This is a genomic window from Achromobacter semiaridum (assembly GCF_053543755.1).
Genome location: NZ_JBLVOL010000038.1, coordinates 49,093 through 63,105, shown reverse-complemented (window position 1 = coordinate 63,105; position 14,013 = coordinate 49,093). Strand labels below are relative to the sequence as shown.

Here is a 14,013-nt window from a genome sequence, read left to right as displayed (position 1 = left end):
CCCCGCATGACCCCCCCCCCACGACAAAGGGCGCCGGACGGCAAGTTTGACCTTGCTGCCCGGCGCCCCTGTCGGCCGGAACATCCAGCGCCGATATCCCTTGCGCGGCCATTTCCATCAGCGCCGAAAAACGGGTTGAAAAGCGGGTTCAAAAACGGCTTGGACACCGGATATATCAACGCCGCCTACGTGTCGGCCTTGGCTTGCTGCGCGCGGTACTCCGGCACGGTGACGCCCCCGACGCCCCAGTTCTCCATGTCGACTTCGTCTATCACCACGAAGGTTGACGCGTGCGGCTTGCCCAGCACGTCAAACAGCAGATCGCTGACGCCTTTGATCAGCGCGCGCTTCTGTTCAGGCGTTGTGGCCGTTGCGCCGGGCGCGGTGCCTTCGCGGGTGACCTTGATATTTACGTACGGCATGTTGTTCTCCTTCGAACGGGTTTTGCCCGGGGTCGTTGTGACGGGCTTTTGCACACGCCAACGCCACCTTCCGCGTGGTGCAATGGCGACGTTGACGGTCAGGCGCCGGCCACCTGGCCGCCGTCGACATGCAGGATTTCACCGGTCACGAAGCTGGCGTCTTCCAGATACAGTACCGCCTGCGCCACATCGGCAATGTCGCCCAGGCGCTTCATGGGATGCAATCCGGCCAATGCCTGATGCGTTTCGGGCGCATGCATCGGCGTCTTGATGATGCCGGGCGACACGGCGTTGACGCGGATATTCCGGGTGGCGTATTCGATAGCCAGACTGCGGGTAGCGGCGGCCAGCCCGCCCTTGGTCAACGACGCCAGCACGGACGGCACATTGGAATTGGCGTGATCCACCAGCGTCGTGGTGATCTGCACGATGTGGCCGCCGCCCTGCTTAAGCATGGCGTCAACGGCGTGCTGCGTCGTATAGAAAAAGCCCGCCAGGTTGGTGGACAGCATGTCGCGGTATTGCTGTTCGGTATAGGCGGTGAAGGCGTTGGCGATAAAAATTCCGGCGTTGTTCACCAGCGTGTCCACGCGCCCGAAGCGGTCCAGCGCCTGTTCCACGACCGCCTTGCCCGTGGCGGGGTCGCCGATGTCCCCAACAATGGTCAGGTAGTTGGGATCGTCCGATGGCTTGATGGACCGCGACGTTCCCACCACGCGATAACCCCGGTCCAGGAATGCGCGGGCGATGCCCTCGCCCAGCCCTTGCGATGCGCCCGTGACGATGGCGACTTTGCGTTCGTTGTTCAGCGCGTTGTTCAGCCCGTTGTTCATGATGTTTCCTTCTCAAAGTGGTTGGCGTGAGAGGAACATTAGGCGTATCGGCGCTGTTCGAAAATCCGCTATTCTTGCTCAATGGCTGATAAAAAACGCACAGACCCCGACTGGCAGGACATCCGCGTGTTCCTGGCGCTGGGACGCTACGGCAGCCTGTCCGCCGCCGCGCGGGCGTTATCCACCAACCATTCGACGATCTCGCGGCGACTGCGCTCGCTAGAGGCCACCCTGGGCGAAACGCTGGTTGAACGTCGGCCCGAAGGCTACGTCCTGACCCCGGCCGGCACGCATGCGCTGGCCGCCGCCAGCGATATGGAAGCGGCCGTCCACACCCTGGGCAGAGGCGGCTCGGACGGTGCGCTGCGGGGGCTGGTGCGGATCAACGCGCCACCGGCCCTGTCGCAGGGCTTTCTTGTCGGCCGGCTTGCCCGGCTGCCGTTGCGGCACCCCGGCATCGATATCGACCTGGCCACGGATTTGCGATCCGTCAGCCTTGAGCGCCACGTCACCGACATCGCGGTACGGTTGGGCCGCCCTCAGGACGGCGACTTCATCGCCAAAACCCTGGGGCACATGGCCTTTGGCTTTTATGCCGACGCCGCGCTTTGCCAGCGCATTGCAGGCGGGGCCGAACCGGTCTTCGTGGGCTTTGACGAAGCCAACGCGTATCTGCCCGAAGCCGCGTGGCTGGCCCGGCGCTTTCCGCGTGCGCGCATGATTTTTCGCGCCAACAACCAAGTGGCGCAGGCCGTGGCGGCGCAATCGGGCGTGGGCGTCGCGCTGCTGCCGCATTACATCGGCCGCACCACACCCGGGCTGCAACCCTGCACGCTGGAAGCCCCGCCGCCCCCGCGCGAAATCGTGCTGCTTACGCGTCGCCAAGACCGCAAGGATGCGCCGATCCAGACCGTGGTGGACTATCTGATGCACGTGTTCAGCGAAGACAAGGCGCTGTTCGAAGGCTGAGCTTCAGGGATCATTTTCTGGGCGGCGCTGCCCGACATCCCCCGTTAAAAATCCGCAATTTTTTCCACGGCCTTGATTGAAGAAATCAATCAAACCATCTCTTGAAACCCGCAAACCCGATGCCACATTTGCGCTATGGCGGGGCAGCGCAACCTAGAAACCTTATGCCGCTTAGCCCTACGCCCGTCTGAACCAGACCTTATCGGGAGACGAACATGGCAACTTATCCATTTTTCGATAGCGGCATCAGTTCCGCCCTGGACACCCTGCAACAGCTGGACAAAATCCTGCGATCCTCGACCGCGCCTTCCAACTTGCGGTCCACGGCACGCGGTGACTTTCCACCCGTGAACGTAGGCGCGTGCGCCGACTCGATTGAAGTCGTGGCGTTTGTGCCCGGCGTAGACCCGGACGCGCTTGAAGTCACCATGGAAAAAGGCCTGCTGACCATTTCGGGGGAACGCCGCGAAGAAGAACCTTCCGGGCAAACCACCCTGTATGCACGCGAACGCGCGCGCGGCCGATTCAGCCGCGTGGTGGAACTGCCTTCCGACGCCGATCCAGAGAACATCCAGGCGCGCTACACCGACGGCTGCCTTTGCATTTCGATCGGCAAACGCGAGTCCGCCAAGCCGCGTTTGATTTCCATCCAATGAACACTGGCCGACGACACAGGAGGATCATCATGGAAGAACGCAACCAACTGGCCGCCACGAGCAGCACGGAATCCATGGCCAAGGTCTCGAACGACACCAACCGCCCCGCCACCCTGCCCGCCGTGGACATCTACGAAAACGCCACCGGCATTACGCTCTTGGCCGACCTGCCCGGCGTATCCAAGGACAGGCTGTCGATCAAGGTGCAGTCGAACGAATTGCTGATCGAAGGCGAAGCCGCGGTGCAGGTGCCGGCCGAGGTGCGGCTGGTGCATAACGAACTGCGCGAACCGCTGTTCCGCCGCAGCTTCACACTGGGCCACGATCTGGACAAGGACAACATCACCGCCAACTTGAAGCACGGCGTGCTGACCTTGCAGATTCCGCGACTGCGCGAGGCGCAGCCCCGCAAAATCTCTGTCACCGTGACTTGATCGGCAGGCTTGAAACGTTGCGCCCGGTGTATGCCGGGCGCATTGACGTTTGAGCCGCCATGGGGGGAGGCGTTATGGAGCATTCTGTCATCACGCAGTATCGGGGCTACGTTCTAAGCGTGCGGGCCATCCCAATGCGCGCACTGGACAAGCCGGGCTCATTGCCGGCGGGCTTCATTTCGCTGGTGCAGGTGGTGCGATGCACCGACATCCTGGTTGATTGGTGCATGCCGTGCCCGCACACGCCCTGGGAAACCCCAGCCGAGGCGTTGCGCGAAGGCACGCAGTATCTGCAACGGCTGATCAATAAGGGCGCGATCGGACTGGACGCACCGATGCTTCAATAGACGTGGCTTGGGCACCAAGACGTAGCTTAGGCACCCACCACCGCAAAGATGGGCGGGCATGTCGGCACCGACGCCCGCCCATCGTGACCTCACGCTGCCCGATAGCGCGCGGCCGCGCTGGCCATCTTGATATCGCCCAGCAGCGCCTGGCGCGCCCCGTCCAGGGCATCCCAGCGCGACGCCTCATGCAGCGGCGGAATCGTCACCATCTCGCGGCGGTCGAATCCGACCAACGCCGCATCCACCAATTCACCCACGTCCATCACTTCCGGCAGCGCATTGATATCGATACCCGCGCGTTGCCAGATCTCGGTGCGCGTGGCGGCGGGCAGCACCGCCTGCACGTAGACGCCGGCGGGCGCCAGCTCTTCATGCAAGGCCTGCGACAAGAACAACATATAGGCCTTGGTGGCGCCATACACCGCCATGCCGAACTGCGGCATGAAGCCCACCACCGACCCCACATTCACGATGGCGCCGGTGCCGGCCTGCACCAGGCGCGGCGCGATGGCGCTGGCCAGCCGCGTGGGCGCGGTCGTGTTCAGCGCCACCAATTGGCCGGCCGCCTGGGGCGTCTGCGCCACAAAGTTGCCGGTCTGCGCAGCGCCCGCGTTGTTGATCAGGATCTGGATGCGGGCATCATCGCGCAGCCTGGCCTCGACGGCTTCAATGTCGTCATTGCGCGTCAGGTCGGCCGCCAGCACGTCAACCGCCACGCCATGGTCCTGCCGCAAGCGCGCAGCCAGCGTCTCCAGCCGGGTCAGGTCGCGCGCCACCAGCACCAGATCGTGGCCGCGCCGCGCAAAGCGCTCGGCATAGGTTGCGCCTATGCCCGACGACGCGCCGGTAATCAAAACAGTAGAGGAATTCATTTTGCAGTTCTCGTTGTAAGTCCGCAGATGACACGCCGCGAAAACGGCGATAGCCCGCCAATCAGCGCGCGTCGGCCAGCGCCGGGTAGTCGATATAGCCTTGCACGCCGCCGCCATACAGCGTGGCGGGGTCCAGCTGCGCCAGCGCAGCGCCCGTCTTCAGGCGCTGCACCAGATCGGGGTTGGCGATGAACGGACGGCCGAATGCAAACAGGTCGGCATGGCCCTGGGCAAGCTGGGTGGCGGCCAGGTCCAGCGAATACCCGTTGTTGGCAATATAGGTGTTCGTAAAACGCCTGCGCAGCGAACCGTAGTCGAACGGCGCCACATCACGCGGCCCGCCCGTCGCGCCCTCCACCACGTGCAGGTAGACCACGCCCAACGCATTGAGCTGGTCGGCGATGTAGTCGTACTGCGCCTGCGGGTCGCTGCAAGTAATACCGTTGGCCGGCGACACCGGCGAAATGCGCACGCCGGTACGGTCGGCGCCCACCTCGTTGGCCACCGCCTGCGTCACCTCTAGCAACAGCCGCGCACGGTTCTGCACCGAACCGCCGTACGCGTCGTCGCGATGGTTCGCGCCATCCTTGGCGAATTGCTCAAGCAGATAACCGTTGGCGCCGTGAATTTCCACGCCATCGAAACCCGCCGCGATTGCATTGGCGGCTGCCTGACGAAAGTCCTCGACGATGCCGGGCAGCTCGTCCAGCGCCAAGGCGCGCGGCATCGACACCGGCTCAAAGCCATTGTTGACAAACGTCTTGGTCTCGGCGCGGATGGCGGACGGCGCGACCGGCGCGGCGCCGTTCTCTTGCAGGTCCACGTGCGACACGCGGCCCACATGCCACAGCTGAAGGAAAATCTTGCCGCCCTTGGCATGCACGGCCTGCGTCACTTGCTGCCAGCCTTCGACCTGCGCGGCCGTGTAGATCCCCGGCGTGTCCTGGTACCCCTGCCCTTGCTGCGAGATCTGCGTCGCCTCGGCAATCAACAAACCCGCCGAGGCGCGCTGGCTGTAGTACGTCGCGGCATGGCGGCTGGGCACAAAGCCCGCTTCGGCGCGGTTGCGCGTCAGCGGCGCCATCACGATGTGGTTGGAAAGCGTCAAGGATCCCAGGGTATAGGGTTCGAACAAAGCGTTGTCGGTCATGGTCGGGCTTCCAAAATTGGGGTTGGTTGCGGCGCCGCAGGCGGTGGCCTTGGGCGTGTCGTGGCGGGTCCGGGCCGGGGGTCTGGGTTCCGGGGTCCGGGGTCCGGGGTCCGGGGTCCAGGGTCCAGGGTCTGGGCGGCCAACGGCGTTAATGATGATGACCAACATCTAAATCGTCAAGCACTTTGATGATGATCGACATCAATGTATATTTGTCACCTGTACACGGCATTTACCGAAAGACGCGCGAGAGGCGCGTCGTCAATTGAGAGTCACCAATGAGGGGCACAAGATGAGGGTCACCAAGGCGCAGGCGCAGGCAAACCGGGCGCACATTGTCGAGACCGCATCGACCCTTTTCCGCGAGCGCGGGTACGACGGCGTGGGCGTGGCCGAGCTGATGGCCGCCGCCGGCTTTACCCACGGCGGGTTCTACAAGCACTTCCGCTCCAAGGCCGACCTGATGGCCGAAACCGCCGCGTCGGGGCTGTCGCAATCCCTGGCGATGACCGGCGACATGGACACCGCCAAATTCGTCAACGTCTACTTATCCCGCGCCCATCGCGACGGCCGCAGCGCGGGCTGCACCATGGCTGCCCTGTGCGGCGACGCCGCGCGCCAGTCCGACGACGTCAAGACCAGCTTCGCCGCCGGCATCGAAAACATGCTGGCGGCGTTGGCCAAGGACGACGTTGCGCCGCAAGATTCGAACCTGGACGCGAAGGCGGGGCCTGGCGGGAGCGCGGGCCTGGAAGCTACCCAAGACGTAGTCCGGAATGCAGACCAGAATGCAGACCAGAATGCAGACCCTGATTCAAACGCCAGGCGCGCCCGCGCCAAGCGCATCGATTTGCTGGCCCATGTGATCGGCGCCGTCGCGCTGTCGCGGGCCTGCCCTGATGATTCGCCGCTGGCCGACGAAATCCTCGAAGCCTGTCGCAGCGAATTGCTGGCGTCCCTGGCTTCAAAATCCCCCCGCTGATCTTTCCTTATTCACGCCTGCCACGCCCACCGACGGAGCAAACCAACATGGCCGTGCACTACCTGGAAGACCTGACCCCCGGACAACGCTTCATCGGCACCGCCCGCGTGCGCGTCACGCGCGAACGCATCAAGGCCTTCGCCAAGGAATTCGATCCGCAGCCGTTCCATCTGGATGAAGACGCGGCCAACGTCACGCTGTTCAAAGGCCTGGCCGCCAGCGGCTGGCACACCGCCGCGCTGACCATGCAACTACTGGTCGCCAGCGACTTCAAACCCGCCGGCGGCATCATCGGTGCGGGCGTGGAAGAAATGCGCTGGCCGCTGCCGGTGCGTCCGGACGACGAGTTGCGGATAGAAAGCGAGGTGCTGGAAGTGCGGCCGTCGAAAACCCGGCCGGAACAGGGCCTGGTCAAGGCGCGCACCACCACCTTGAATCAGAAGGACGAAGTGGTGCAGGTATTTGTGAGCAATTTGGTGGTGAAGAGCCGCGGCGGGTGATGATCGGCGTTTGCGCGGGGCAGGCTGACAGCGCCTTCCCCGCGCTCACCCTTCGTCGACCGCCAACGCAAAGTACGCCGCGGCCCCCGCATCCGTGCCGCGCGTCAACACAGCCCGCACTTGCACTGCAAGCCAGCTTCCGTCCTTACCGCGCATCTTTGCGCCGAACGCGGCGGTGGGCCTGCCGCGCAGCATCTTCTTCAGACGCGCGCCGCCATCGGCCAGCAGCCCGACCAGGCCATCGCCCAGCAGCGCTTTCGGGTCGGCCCCCAGCATCCGCGCCAGCGCGCCATTGACGGATTCGCAACGCAAGTCGGCGTCCAGCAGCGCCATGCCTTGCGACGTCAGCTCAAACACCGCTTCGAAGCGCGCCTGCTGGTCGCGCAGGGATTGCTCGGCCAGCTTGCGCGCGGTGTTGTCCATGCTGATGCCGACCACCTTGACGATGCGCCCGTCAAAGTCGCGCAGCGGCGTGGCGCGTGAGGAAATCCAGCGTAGGGCGCCATCCGGTTGGATCACGCGAAAGTCGAATTCGTGCGCGTCGCCGGTACGCAGCGATTCGTCGTAGACGGCGTGCATCATGGCCACGTCGTCGGCGTGCACGTGCATCCAGAAATTGTCGTTGCTGACGATGCGCCAGCCGTATACGGCTTCGACGTTAGGCGAGTAACTGACGTCGTCCGTAATCAGGTTCCATTCCCACGTAACGATGCGCGCGCCCTCTTGCGCCAGCTTCATGCGCGCTTCGCTTTCCATGATGTCGGCCATATAGCGGCGGCGCGTATCCGTCATGGGAATGTCCACGGCGCTTGATGCGCCCCCCTCTGCCAGCGCTTGCTCTCCATAGCGCAGCCAGATCCAGTTCACGTCCAGAAACGCCGCCAGCTTGCGCAGCTTTTCGTAGTCGATCTCGCCGCCCTTCGTCCATTTGTGGACGGCGGGGCGCGAGACGTTCAGCGCGCCGGCCACGGCTTGCAGGGTCAGTTGCTTGTGTTCAAGCAGCTCTTTCAAGCGGAACGCAAAGCTGTCTTCTTTCATGACGACCGCGTCCGGCCGGCACAGCGAAAACAAAAACCACCCGTTACAAACGCGCCGTTTTCCGATTGAAGCTTGTGCATGGGCAAAGTTCTTCCTACAGTCCCGGTCAGTCTTTGGTTAATTACTGGTTAATGTAAACCACCGGTTAACGGACGCCAAGACACAGACGACCAGATACCGTGCGCCACGGCGCACGGAAGGAGACAACGTGAAAACAGCCGCGCCACGCCGCGACGGATTCCTGACGCTTTGCACGCTTACCGCCGTGCTGCTCACCGTCGTGGCCATGGTCCTCTGGCCGACGCAAGCCGCCACCACCGCCGCCGACCTGTTCGACTGGACCACGCGTTCATTCGGGTCACTGATCCAGGTGTTCGTCTTCGGCTGCGTCATCGCCTGCATCGGGCTGGCGTTCAGCAAGTACGGCAACGTGCGGCTGGGTGACAGCAAACCCGAGTATTCGACGCTGTCATGGATCTTCATGTTCATCTGCGCCGGCATGGGCTCGTCCACGTTGTATTGGGGCGTAATGGAGTGGGCCTACTACTACCAAACGCCCGGGCTCAACGTCGCGTCCGGCACGCGCGAGGCGTTGGAAACCAGCATCAGCTATTCCTTTTTCCACTGGGGGTTAAGCGCGTGGGCGGTGTACGCCCTGCCCTCGCTGGCCATGGCCTATCACTTTCATGTGCGCAAGAAGGCGGGGTTGAACCTGGCATCTATCCTCCAGGCGATCACCGGCTTGCGCGCCACGGGTCCCGTCGGCCGCCTGGCGGCCCTCATCTTCCTGCTGACAATGTTCGGCGCGCTGACGGTATCCATTGCGCTCACAGCCTCCACCTTCACACGCGGCCTGGCCAGCCTGGCCGGCACGCCCGACACGTTCGCCATGCAAGTAATCGTGATCGTCGGCGTGTCCGCGCTGTTCTCGGCCAGCGCCTATATCGGCATTGCCAGCGGCATGAAGCGCCTTAGCCATCTGGTCTGTTGGGGCGCGCTGCTGCTGGCCGCCGTCGTGCTTGTCGTGGGCCCCACGCAGTTTTCCGGCAACAACATCGTCAATGGCCTGGGCCTGATGCTGCAAAACTACGTCCGCATGAGCCTCTTCACCGACCCCGCGGGCGACGGCGCCTTCAACCGCGGCTGGACGGTGTTCTATTGGCTGTGGTGGGTGTCGTATTCGCCGGGCGTGGCCATGTTCGTGGCGCGCGTGTCCAAAGGCCGCAAGATCAAGGAAGTGATCTACGCGCTGTTGCTGGGCGGCAGCGCCGGATGCTGGTTCTTCTTCGGCGCGCTGGAAAGCTATTCCATGCACCAGTTCATGACGGGCGCCATCGACGTGCCCCGTGTCTTGCAGGAACAAGGCGGCGAAACAGCGGTGGAAATGCTGCTAAGCGCGCTGCCGGCCGGCAAGCTGTTCCTGGCGCTGTACCTGGCAACCATGCTGGTCTTTCTGGCCGCCCACGTAGACGCCGTGGCCTACGCCGTGGCCGCCACCACCACGCGCAACCTGTCCGAAGGCGAAGACCCCACGCCCGCCAGCCGCGTCTTCTGGTGCGTTGCCTTGACGCTGGTCCCGCTGGCGATGCTGTTCACCAAGGCGTCGCTGGAAACGATGAAGACGGCCGTGGTGCTGACCGCCATTCCCTTCGTCTTCATTCTGGGGATCAAGCTGTTCGGCCTGTTCCGCTGGTTGATGCAGGACTACGGCGATGTCCCGGCGCATCACATTGAATCGCCCACCCCATCGGCTCTTGTTCCCCGGAGATCATCATGAACCGCATCCCCAAGCTACCCGCCGACTTCAACGCCGACGAGGAAAACGCCTGGACGCTGCCCGCCTCGTACTACACCCAGGACGCCGTCTTCCAGTACGAGCAGGAAAAGATCTTTGCCCACAGCTGGATCTGCGTGGCCCACCGCAGCGAACTGGCCGCGCCCAACGACTACGTGACCCGCGACATCATCGGTGAAAGCATCATCGTGCTGCGCGACCGCGACGGCATCCTGCGTGCGTACTACAACGTGTGCCCGCATCGCGGCCACCAACTATTGCAAGGCAGCGGCAAAGCCAAAAACGTCATCACCTGTCCGTACCACGCCTGGACGTTCAAGCTGGATGGCGAGCTGGCTTTTGCCCGCAACTGCGACAACGTGCCCAATTTTGACCGGGACAAGGCCACGCTGGTCCCGATCAAGGTTGAAGAAGCCGCGGGCTTTGTCTTCATCAACCTGAACCCGCACGCGGGGTCGGTAGAAGACCAACTCCCCGGCTTTGAAGCCCGCCTGCGTGCCGCCTGCCCCGTGGTGGACACCCTGCACCTGGCTGCGCGCTTCGTTACCGAAACCCCGGCCAATTGGAAGTCCATCGTCGACAACTACCTGGAGTGCTACCACTGCGGCCCGGTGCACCCCAGCTTCGCGGACTCTGTCCAGGTCGACAAATACACCCACACGATGCACGGCAATTGGACGTTGCAATTCGGCCTGGCGAAGTCGTCTGAAAAATCCTTCAAGGTCGATGCCTCGGTGAAGGACCCCAGCTTTGCGGGCTTCTGGGCCTGGCCATGCACCATGTTCAACGTGCCGCCGGGCGCCGACTTCATGACCGTCATCTACGAATTCCCCGCCAGCGCGGGCGTGACGTTGCAGCACTACGAGATTTACTTTCTGAATAAGGAATTGACCGAGGAACAGCAGAAGCTGGTCGAGTGGTATCGCGATGTTTTTCGGCCAGAAGACCTGCGACTGGTAGAAAGCGTGCAGAAGGGATTGAAGTCGCGCGGCTATCGCGGGCAAGGCCGCATCATGGTCGACCGCCAGCGCAGTGGAATCAGCGAACACGGCATCGTGCATTTTCATCGCAAGCTGGCCGCGGAATACAAGGACGCCTCGTCTGCCGACACTTCCCCGCCCGCATTGCGCCGCGCCACGGCCCAAGCATGAGCGCCAGAAGCACGATGAGCACCCCGAGCACCGCGAGCCCCCTAAGCACCGCGAGCAGCCCGAGCACCGGGCCGACCCTGCTCGTGCGCGTCACGCGCATCGAGCGCGTCACGCCGCAGGTCAAGCGCTACACCCTGGAAGCCATGGACGGTGGCGCGTTGCCGCCCTTCACGGGGGGCAGCCACATCATCGTGCAACTGCGCGACGGCACTCGCCATTACCACAACGCCTACTCGCTGATGAGTTCGCCCAACGCGTTGGGCAGCTACCAGATCGGCGTGCGGCGCGAAACGCCGTCCAAAGGCGGGTCTGCCTTTATGCACGACAAAGTGGCCGAAGGTGACGCATTCCACATCACCGCGCCGAACAACTTGTTCGCCCTGGACAAGGCCGCCCGCCACCACGTCCTGATCGCGGGCGGCATCGGCATCACCCCATTCATGTCGCAGTTGCATGACCTGCACCGGTGCGCGGGTTCGTACGAACTGCACTACGCCTTTCGCGCTGACGAACACGGTGCATTTCGGGACGAGCTGGCACGGCTTTGCGGGAATGGCGTCCGGTTCTATGTCGACAGCAAAGGCCAGCGCCTGGACCTGGCGGGCCTGCTGGGGGGCATGGAATCCGGCGCGCACGCCTACGTATGCGGTCCCGGCCCACTGATCGATGCCGTGCGCGGCGCCGCGCAGGCGGTCGGGATCGAGTCGGCGCGCGTGCACGTCGAACAATTCGCCGCGCCCAAGCAAACCGGCGGCGCGTTCACCGTGGTGCTGGCCAAGTCCGGCAAGACGGTGGAGGTCCCGCCGGCGAGTCCATCCTGAACGCCATCGAGCGCGACGGCTCCGTGCCGGTGGAATGCCTGTGCCGCGAAGGCGTGTGCGGCACCTGCGAGACCCACATTCTAGAAGGTGAAGCCGAACACGCCGACCAATATCTCAGCAACGCGGAAAAGGCCGCGCAAAAGACCATGCTGATCTGCGTGTCCAGCGCCAAGGGCAGCAGGCTTGTGCTGGATTTATAAGGCAGCGCCGCCCGGCTCGCAAGCAATCAGACGATAGCGCCGCCTCTGCTATGGACGCGTCGGCGACGAGCACTCCGATTCCTACGCCGCGGCGTCCGCTTGTTGCGGGGGCAGAAGCGCCGCGAACCGCTTGCGGTATTCCGCCGGCGTCACGCCTACGTGCCTTGCAAACGCACGGCGCAACACATCCGCATCGGCAAACCCGCAACGCGCCGCGACCTGCTTTGGCGCGGTTTGCCCTTGCTCCAGAAGCCGACGCGCCACGTTCACCCTTGCCTCTTCAACCCAGCTTGCGGGCGTGATGCCGATCTCGCTACGGAAGAGCCGCGCAAAGTGACGTGGACTGAGGTTCATGCGCTCAGCCAGGCTTGCCACGCTGTGGTTTAACTGGGGATTGGCGGCGACCCAGCGCTGAAGTTCCTGCAACGCCGCCCTGCCCGCAGGCGCGGCTTCGCTTTTACGGCTGAATTGCAGTTGTCCGCCGGGCCGCTTGAAGAACATGACGAGCTGGCTTGCGACTTTCAGGGCAATTTCACGCCCAAGGTCCTCTTCCACCAGGGAAATGGCCAAGTCCAGGCCGGCCGTCACGCCAGCGGCGGTACGCAGCGGCCCGTCACTGACGTGGATCGCGTCCTGGTCCACCATCACGTCCGGGAATTGTTGGGCCAGGCGCTCGGCAACCGCCCAGTGGGTCGTGACGCGCTTGCCATCCAGCAACCCCGCCGCCGCCAGAAAGAACGCCCCGCTGCACACCGATCCAAAGCGCCTTGCCTGGTGCGCGCGCCGCCTGAGCCAGTCAACCACCACGCCGCGCGGCGGTACTTCGGCCGCGTTCGGGCAGCCGGCAACCAGCAGCGTATCCACCGGTTCGTCCATGTCGCGTCCGATGGTTCGGTCGGCCATCAAGCGGGCGCCGGAAGAGCTACGGATCGGCCCCGGCCCGCCCGCCACGACAAGCAGCCGGTACACCTCGCGCCCGGCCTGCGCGTTGGCTTCGGCGAAGACGTCCAGCGGGCCGGATACATCAAGCAGTTGCACCCCTGGCAACGCCAGCACCATGATTGTTTTGACCTTATCGCGCGCCATGGCCGCCCTGATCTTTAAATGTCTGAAATTGACGTGTTCCGCCTATTGGCGCCATGCTAGCACGGCCCTATCCTTGATAGAACCTGCTCATCCAAGGAAGAACCTGATGTCCATCACGCAAGAAGCCGCCATTCCCGATTCGACATTGGCGCGCGCCATCACCGAGTTCATTCGCGACACCGAGACGCCACTGCTCTTTAACCATTCAAGCCGCGTCTATCACTTTGGCGCCTTGGCCGGCGTGAAGCGCGGCCTGAAATTCGACCGCGAACTGCTCTATGCCGGCGCCATGTTCCATGACATTGGCCTGATACCAAGCCACAGCAGCAAGGACGAGCGCTTCGAGGTGGACGGCGCGCACGCCGCCCGCTCGTTCCTGAAGAGCCATGGCATCTCGGAAGCGGACGCATACACGGTGTGGACCGCCATCGCGCTCCACACCACGCCCGGCGTGCCGCGGCACATGCATCCGGTCGTCGCGCTGGTGACCGCCGGCGTCGAAATGGACGTGCTTGGCCTTACCTACGCCCAATACTCGGACGCCGAACGCCAGGCCGTCGTCCGCGCCTTTCCGCGCACGCCCGGGTTCAAGGAAGACATCATCCAGGCGTTCTACGACGGCATCAAACACAAGCCCGACACGACCTTTGGCAACGTCAAGGCCGACGTCATCGCCGACAAAGAGCCGCACTTCCATCGCGGTAACTTTTGCAGCGTGATCCGTTGCTCGCACTGGCACGGCTGAACGGATTTACGC

General features: G+C 63.7%; 17 protein-coding genes. 11 read left to right on the top strand and 6 right to left on the bottom strand.

Annotation, left to right across the window (positions count from 1 at the left end):
- Positions 1-185 precede the first annotated feature (185 nt).
- Together ACNPP0_RS12055 and ACNPP0_RS12050 are read right to left on the bottom strand one after the other, a co-directional pair.
- The gene (locus ACNPP0_RS12055) at positions 186-422 is read right to left on the bottom strand and encodes a tautomerase family protein (RefSeq protein ID WP_332607784.1); all 237 of its coding nucleotides are present in this window, start codon (positions 420-422) and stop codon (positions 186-188) included.
- Positions 423-520: 98 nt separating this feature from the next.
- The gene (locus ACNPP0_RS12050; RefSeq protein WP_448706008.1) at positions 521-1,255 is read right to left on the bottom strand and encodes an SDR family NAD(P)-dependent oxidoreductase; all 735 of its coding nucleotides are present in this window, start codon (positions 1,253-1,255) and stop codon (positions 521-523) included.
- Between the two features lie 81 nt (positions 1,256-1,336).
- Here ACNPP0_RS12050 and ACNPP0_RS12045 point away from each other — a divergent pair, with 81 nt between their 5' ends.
- The 4 genes from ACNPP0_RS12045 to ACNPP0_RS12030 all read left to right on the top strand — a co-directional run bounded on the left by ACNPP0_RS12045 (position 1,337) and on the right by ACNPP0_RS12030 (position 3,661).
- Entirely contained in the window at positions 1,337-2,224 is an 888-nt protein-coding gene (locus ACNPP0_RS12045) for a LysR family transcriptional regulator (RefSeq protein WP_332607782.1), read from the top strand.
- Positions 2,225-2,439: 215 nt separating this feature from the next.
- Entirely contained in the window at positions 2,440-2,880 is a 441-nt protein-coding gene (locus ACNPP0_RS12040) for an Hsp20/alpha crystallin family protein (protein WP_332607781.1), read from the top strand.
- 29 nt (positions 2,881-2,909) lie between these two features.
- On the top strand, positions 2,910-3,314 hold the full coding sequence (locus ACNPP0_RS12035; RefSeq protein ID WP_332607780.1) for an Hsp20/alpha crystallin family protein: 405 nt from the start codon (positions 2,910-2,912) through the stop codon (positions 3,312-3,314).
- Between the two features lie 74 nt (positions 3,315-3,388).
- Complete coding sequence (locus ACNPP0_RS12030) at positions 3,389-3,661, top strand: hypothetical protein (RefSeq protein ID WP_332607779.1); 273 nt, start codon at positions 3,389-3,391, stop codon at positions 3,659-3,661.
- A gap of 89 nt (positions 3,662-3,750) precedes the next feature.
- Here the strand turns inward: ACNPP0_RS12030 and ACNPP0_RS12025 are convergent, their stop codons facing one another.
- Entirely contained in the window at positions 3,751-4,533 is a 783-nt protein-coding gene (locus ACNPP0_RS12025; protein ID WP_448706007.1) for an SDR family NAD(P)-dependent oxidoreductase, read from the bottom strand.
- Positions 4,534-4,594: 61 nt separating this feature from the next.
- The gene (locus ACNPP0_RS12020; RefSeq protein WP_448706006.1) at positions 4,595-5,683 is read right to left on the bottom strand and encodes an alkene reductase; all 1,089 of its coding nucleotides are present in this window, start codon (positions 5,681-5,683) and stop codon (positions 4,595-4,597) included.
- Positions 5,684-5,975: 292 nt separating this feature from the next.
- On the opposite strand from ACNPP0_RS12020, the gene ACNPP0_RS12015 reads away from it, so the two are divergent.
- Positions 5,976-6,665, top strand: a complete 690-nt coding sequence (locus ACNPP0_RS12015) for a TetR family transcriptional regulator (RefSeq protein ID WP_448706005.1) — start codon at positions 5,976-5,978, stop codon at positions 6,663-6,665.
- A 47-nt stretch (positions 6,666-6,712) separates the two neighbouring features.
- The gene (locus ACNPP0_RS12010; protein ID WP_046805872.1) at positions 6,713-7,165 is read left to right on the top strand and encodes a MaoC family dehydratase; all 453 of its coding nucleotides are present in this window, start codon (positions 6,713-6,715) and stop codon (positions 7,163-7,165) included.
- A gap of 45 nt (positions 7,166-7,210) precedes the next feature.
- On the opposite strand, the gene ACNPP0_RS12005 is transcribed toward ACNPP0_RS12010, so the two are convergent.
- On the bottom strand, positions 7,211-8,203 hold the full coding sequence (locus tag ACNPP0_RS12005) for a PAS domain-containing protein (RefSeq protein ID WP_448706004.1): 993 nt from the start codon (positions 8,201-8,203) through the stop codon (positions 7,211-7,213).
- Between the two features lie 208 nt (positions 8,204-8,411).
- Here ACNPP0_RS12005 and ACNPP0_RS12000 point away from each other — a divergent pair, with 208 nt between their 5' ends.
- Genes ACNPP0_RS12000 through ACNPP0_RS11985 form a run of 4 tightly spaced genes read left to right on the top strand, consistent with a single transcriptional unit; the run spans position 8,412 to position 12,170 of the window.
- Positions 8,412-9,980 (top strand): BCCT family transporter, encoded by a 1,569-nt coding sequence (locus ACNPP0_RS12000; protein ID WP_448706003.1) that lies wholly within the window; start codon positions 8,412-8,414, stop codon positions 9,978-9,980.
- Positions 9,977-11,149 (top strand): aromatic ring-hydroxylating oxygenase subunit alpha, encoded by a 1,173-nt coding sequence (locus ACNPP0_RS11995; RefSeq protein ID WP_448706002.1) that lies wholly within the window; start codon positions 9,977-9,979, stop codon positions 11,147-11,149. Before ACNPP0_RS12000 ends, ACNPP0_RS11995 begins: the two co-directional genes overlap by 4 nt.
- Positions 11,150-11,163: 14 nt before the next feature.
- Positions 11,164-11,970: a ferredoxin reductase gene (locus ACNPP0_RS11990; RefSeq protein ID WP_448706001.1), complete on the top strand. Its 807-nt coding sequence runs from the start codon at positions 11,164-11,166 to the stop codon at positions 11,968-11,970.
- Between the two features lie 23 nt (positions 11,971-11,993).
- A complete protein-coding gene (locus ACNPP0_RS11985; protein ID WP_448706000.1) occupies positions 11,994-12,170 on the top strand; it encodes a 2Fe-2S iron-sulfur cluster-binding protein in 177 nt (58 codons plus the stop codon).
- 81 nt (positions 12,171-12,251) lie between these two features.
- On the opposite strand, the gene ACNPP0_RS11980 is transcribed toward ACNPP0_RS11985, so the two are convergent.
- A complete protein-coding gene (locus ACNPP0_RS11980; RefSeq protein WP_332607770.1) occupies positions 12,252-13,256 on the bottom strand; it encodes a GlxA family transcriptional regulator in 1,005 nt (334 codons plus the stop codon).
- A 106-nt stretch (positions 13,257-13,362) separates the two neighbouring features.
- Between ACNPP0_RS11980 and ACNPP0_RS11975 the strand changes: the two genes are divergently transcribed.
- A complete protein-coding gene (locus ACNPP0_RS11975; protein ID WP_448705999.1) occupies positions 13,363-14,001 on the top strand; it encodes an HD domain-containing protein in 639 nt (212 codons plus the stop codon).
- Positions 14,002-14,013 lie beyond the last annotated feature (12 nt).

What these genes read in the sequence shown, in the direction of transcription:
- ACNPP0_RS12025 (WP_448706007.1), bottom strand. Translation starts at nt 4,533, where the DNA reads ATGAATTCCTCTACTGTTTTGATTACCGGCGCGTCGTCGGGCATAGGC.
- ACNPP0_RS12030 (WP_332607779.1), top strand. Translation starts at nt 3,389, where the DNA reads ATGGAGCATTCTGTCATCACGCAGTATCGGGGCTACGTTCTAAGCGTG.
- ACNPP0_RS11980 (WP_332607770.1), bottom strand. Translation starts at nt 13,256, where the DNA reads ATGGCGCGCGATAAGGTCAAAACAATCATGGTGCTGGCGTTGCCAGGG.
- ACNPP0_RS11975 (WP_448705999.1), top strand. Translation starts at nt 13,363, where the DNA reads ATGTCCATCACGCAAGAAGCCGCCATTCCCGATTCGACATTGGCGCGC.
- ACNPP0_RS12010 (WP_046805872.1), top strand. Translation starts at nt 6,713, where the DNA reads ATGGCCGTGCACTACCTGGAAGACCTGACCCCCGGACAACGCTTCATC.
- ACNPP0_RS12035 (WP_332607780.1), top strand. Translation starts at nt 2,910, where the DNA reads ATGGAAGAACGCAACCAACTGGCCGCCACGAGCAGCACGGAATCCATG.
- ACNPP0_RS11990 (WP_448706001.1), top strand. Translation starts at nt 11,164, where the DNA reads ATGAGCACCCCGAGCACCGCGAGCCCCCTAAGCACCGCGAGCAGCCCG.
- ACNPP0_RS12020 (WP_448706006.1), bottom strand. Translation starts at nt 5,683, where the DNA reads ATGACCGACAACGCTTTGTTCGAACCCTATACCCTGGGATCCTTGACG.
- ACNPP0_RS12055 (WP_332607784.1), bottom strand. Translation starts at nt 422, where the DNA reads ATGCCGTACGTAAATATCAAGGTCACCCGCGAAGGCACCGCGCCCGGC.
- ACNPP0_RS12040 (WP_332607781.1), top strand. Translation starts at nt 2,440, where the DNA reads ATGGCAACTTATCCATTTTTCGATAGCGGCATCAGTTCCGCCCTGGAC.
- ACNPP0_RS12045 (WP_332607782.1), top strand. Translation starts at nt 1,337, where the DNA reads ATGGCTGATAAAAAACGCACAGACCCCGACTGGCAGGACATCCGCGTG.
- ACNPP0_RS12005 (WP_448706004.1), bottom strand. Translation starts at nt 8,203, where the DNA reads ATGAAAGAAGACAGCTTTGCGTTCCGCTTGAAAGAGCTGCTTGAACAC.
- ACNPP0_RS12015 (WP_448706005.1), top strand. Translation starts at nt 5,976, where the DNA reads ATGAGGGTCACCAAGGCGCAGGCGCAGGCAAACCGGGCGCACATTGTC.
- ACNPP0_RS12050 (WP_448706008.1), bottom strand. Translation starts at nt 1,255, where the DNA reads ATGAACAACGGGCTGAACAACGCGCTGAACAACGAACGCAAAGTCGCC.
- ACNPP0_RS11995 (WP_448706002.1), top strand. Translation starts at nt 9,977, where the DNA reads ATGAACCGCATCCCCAAGCTACCCGCCGACTTCAACGCCGACGAGGAA.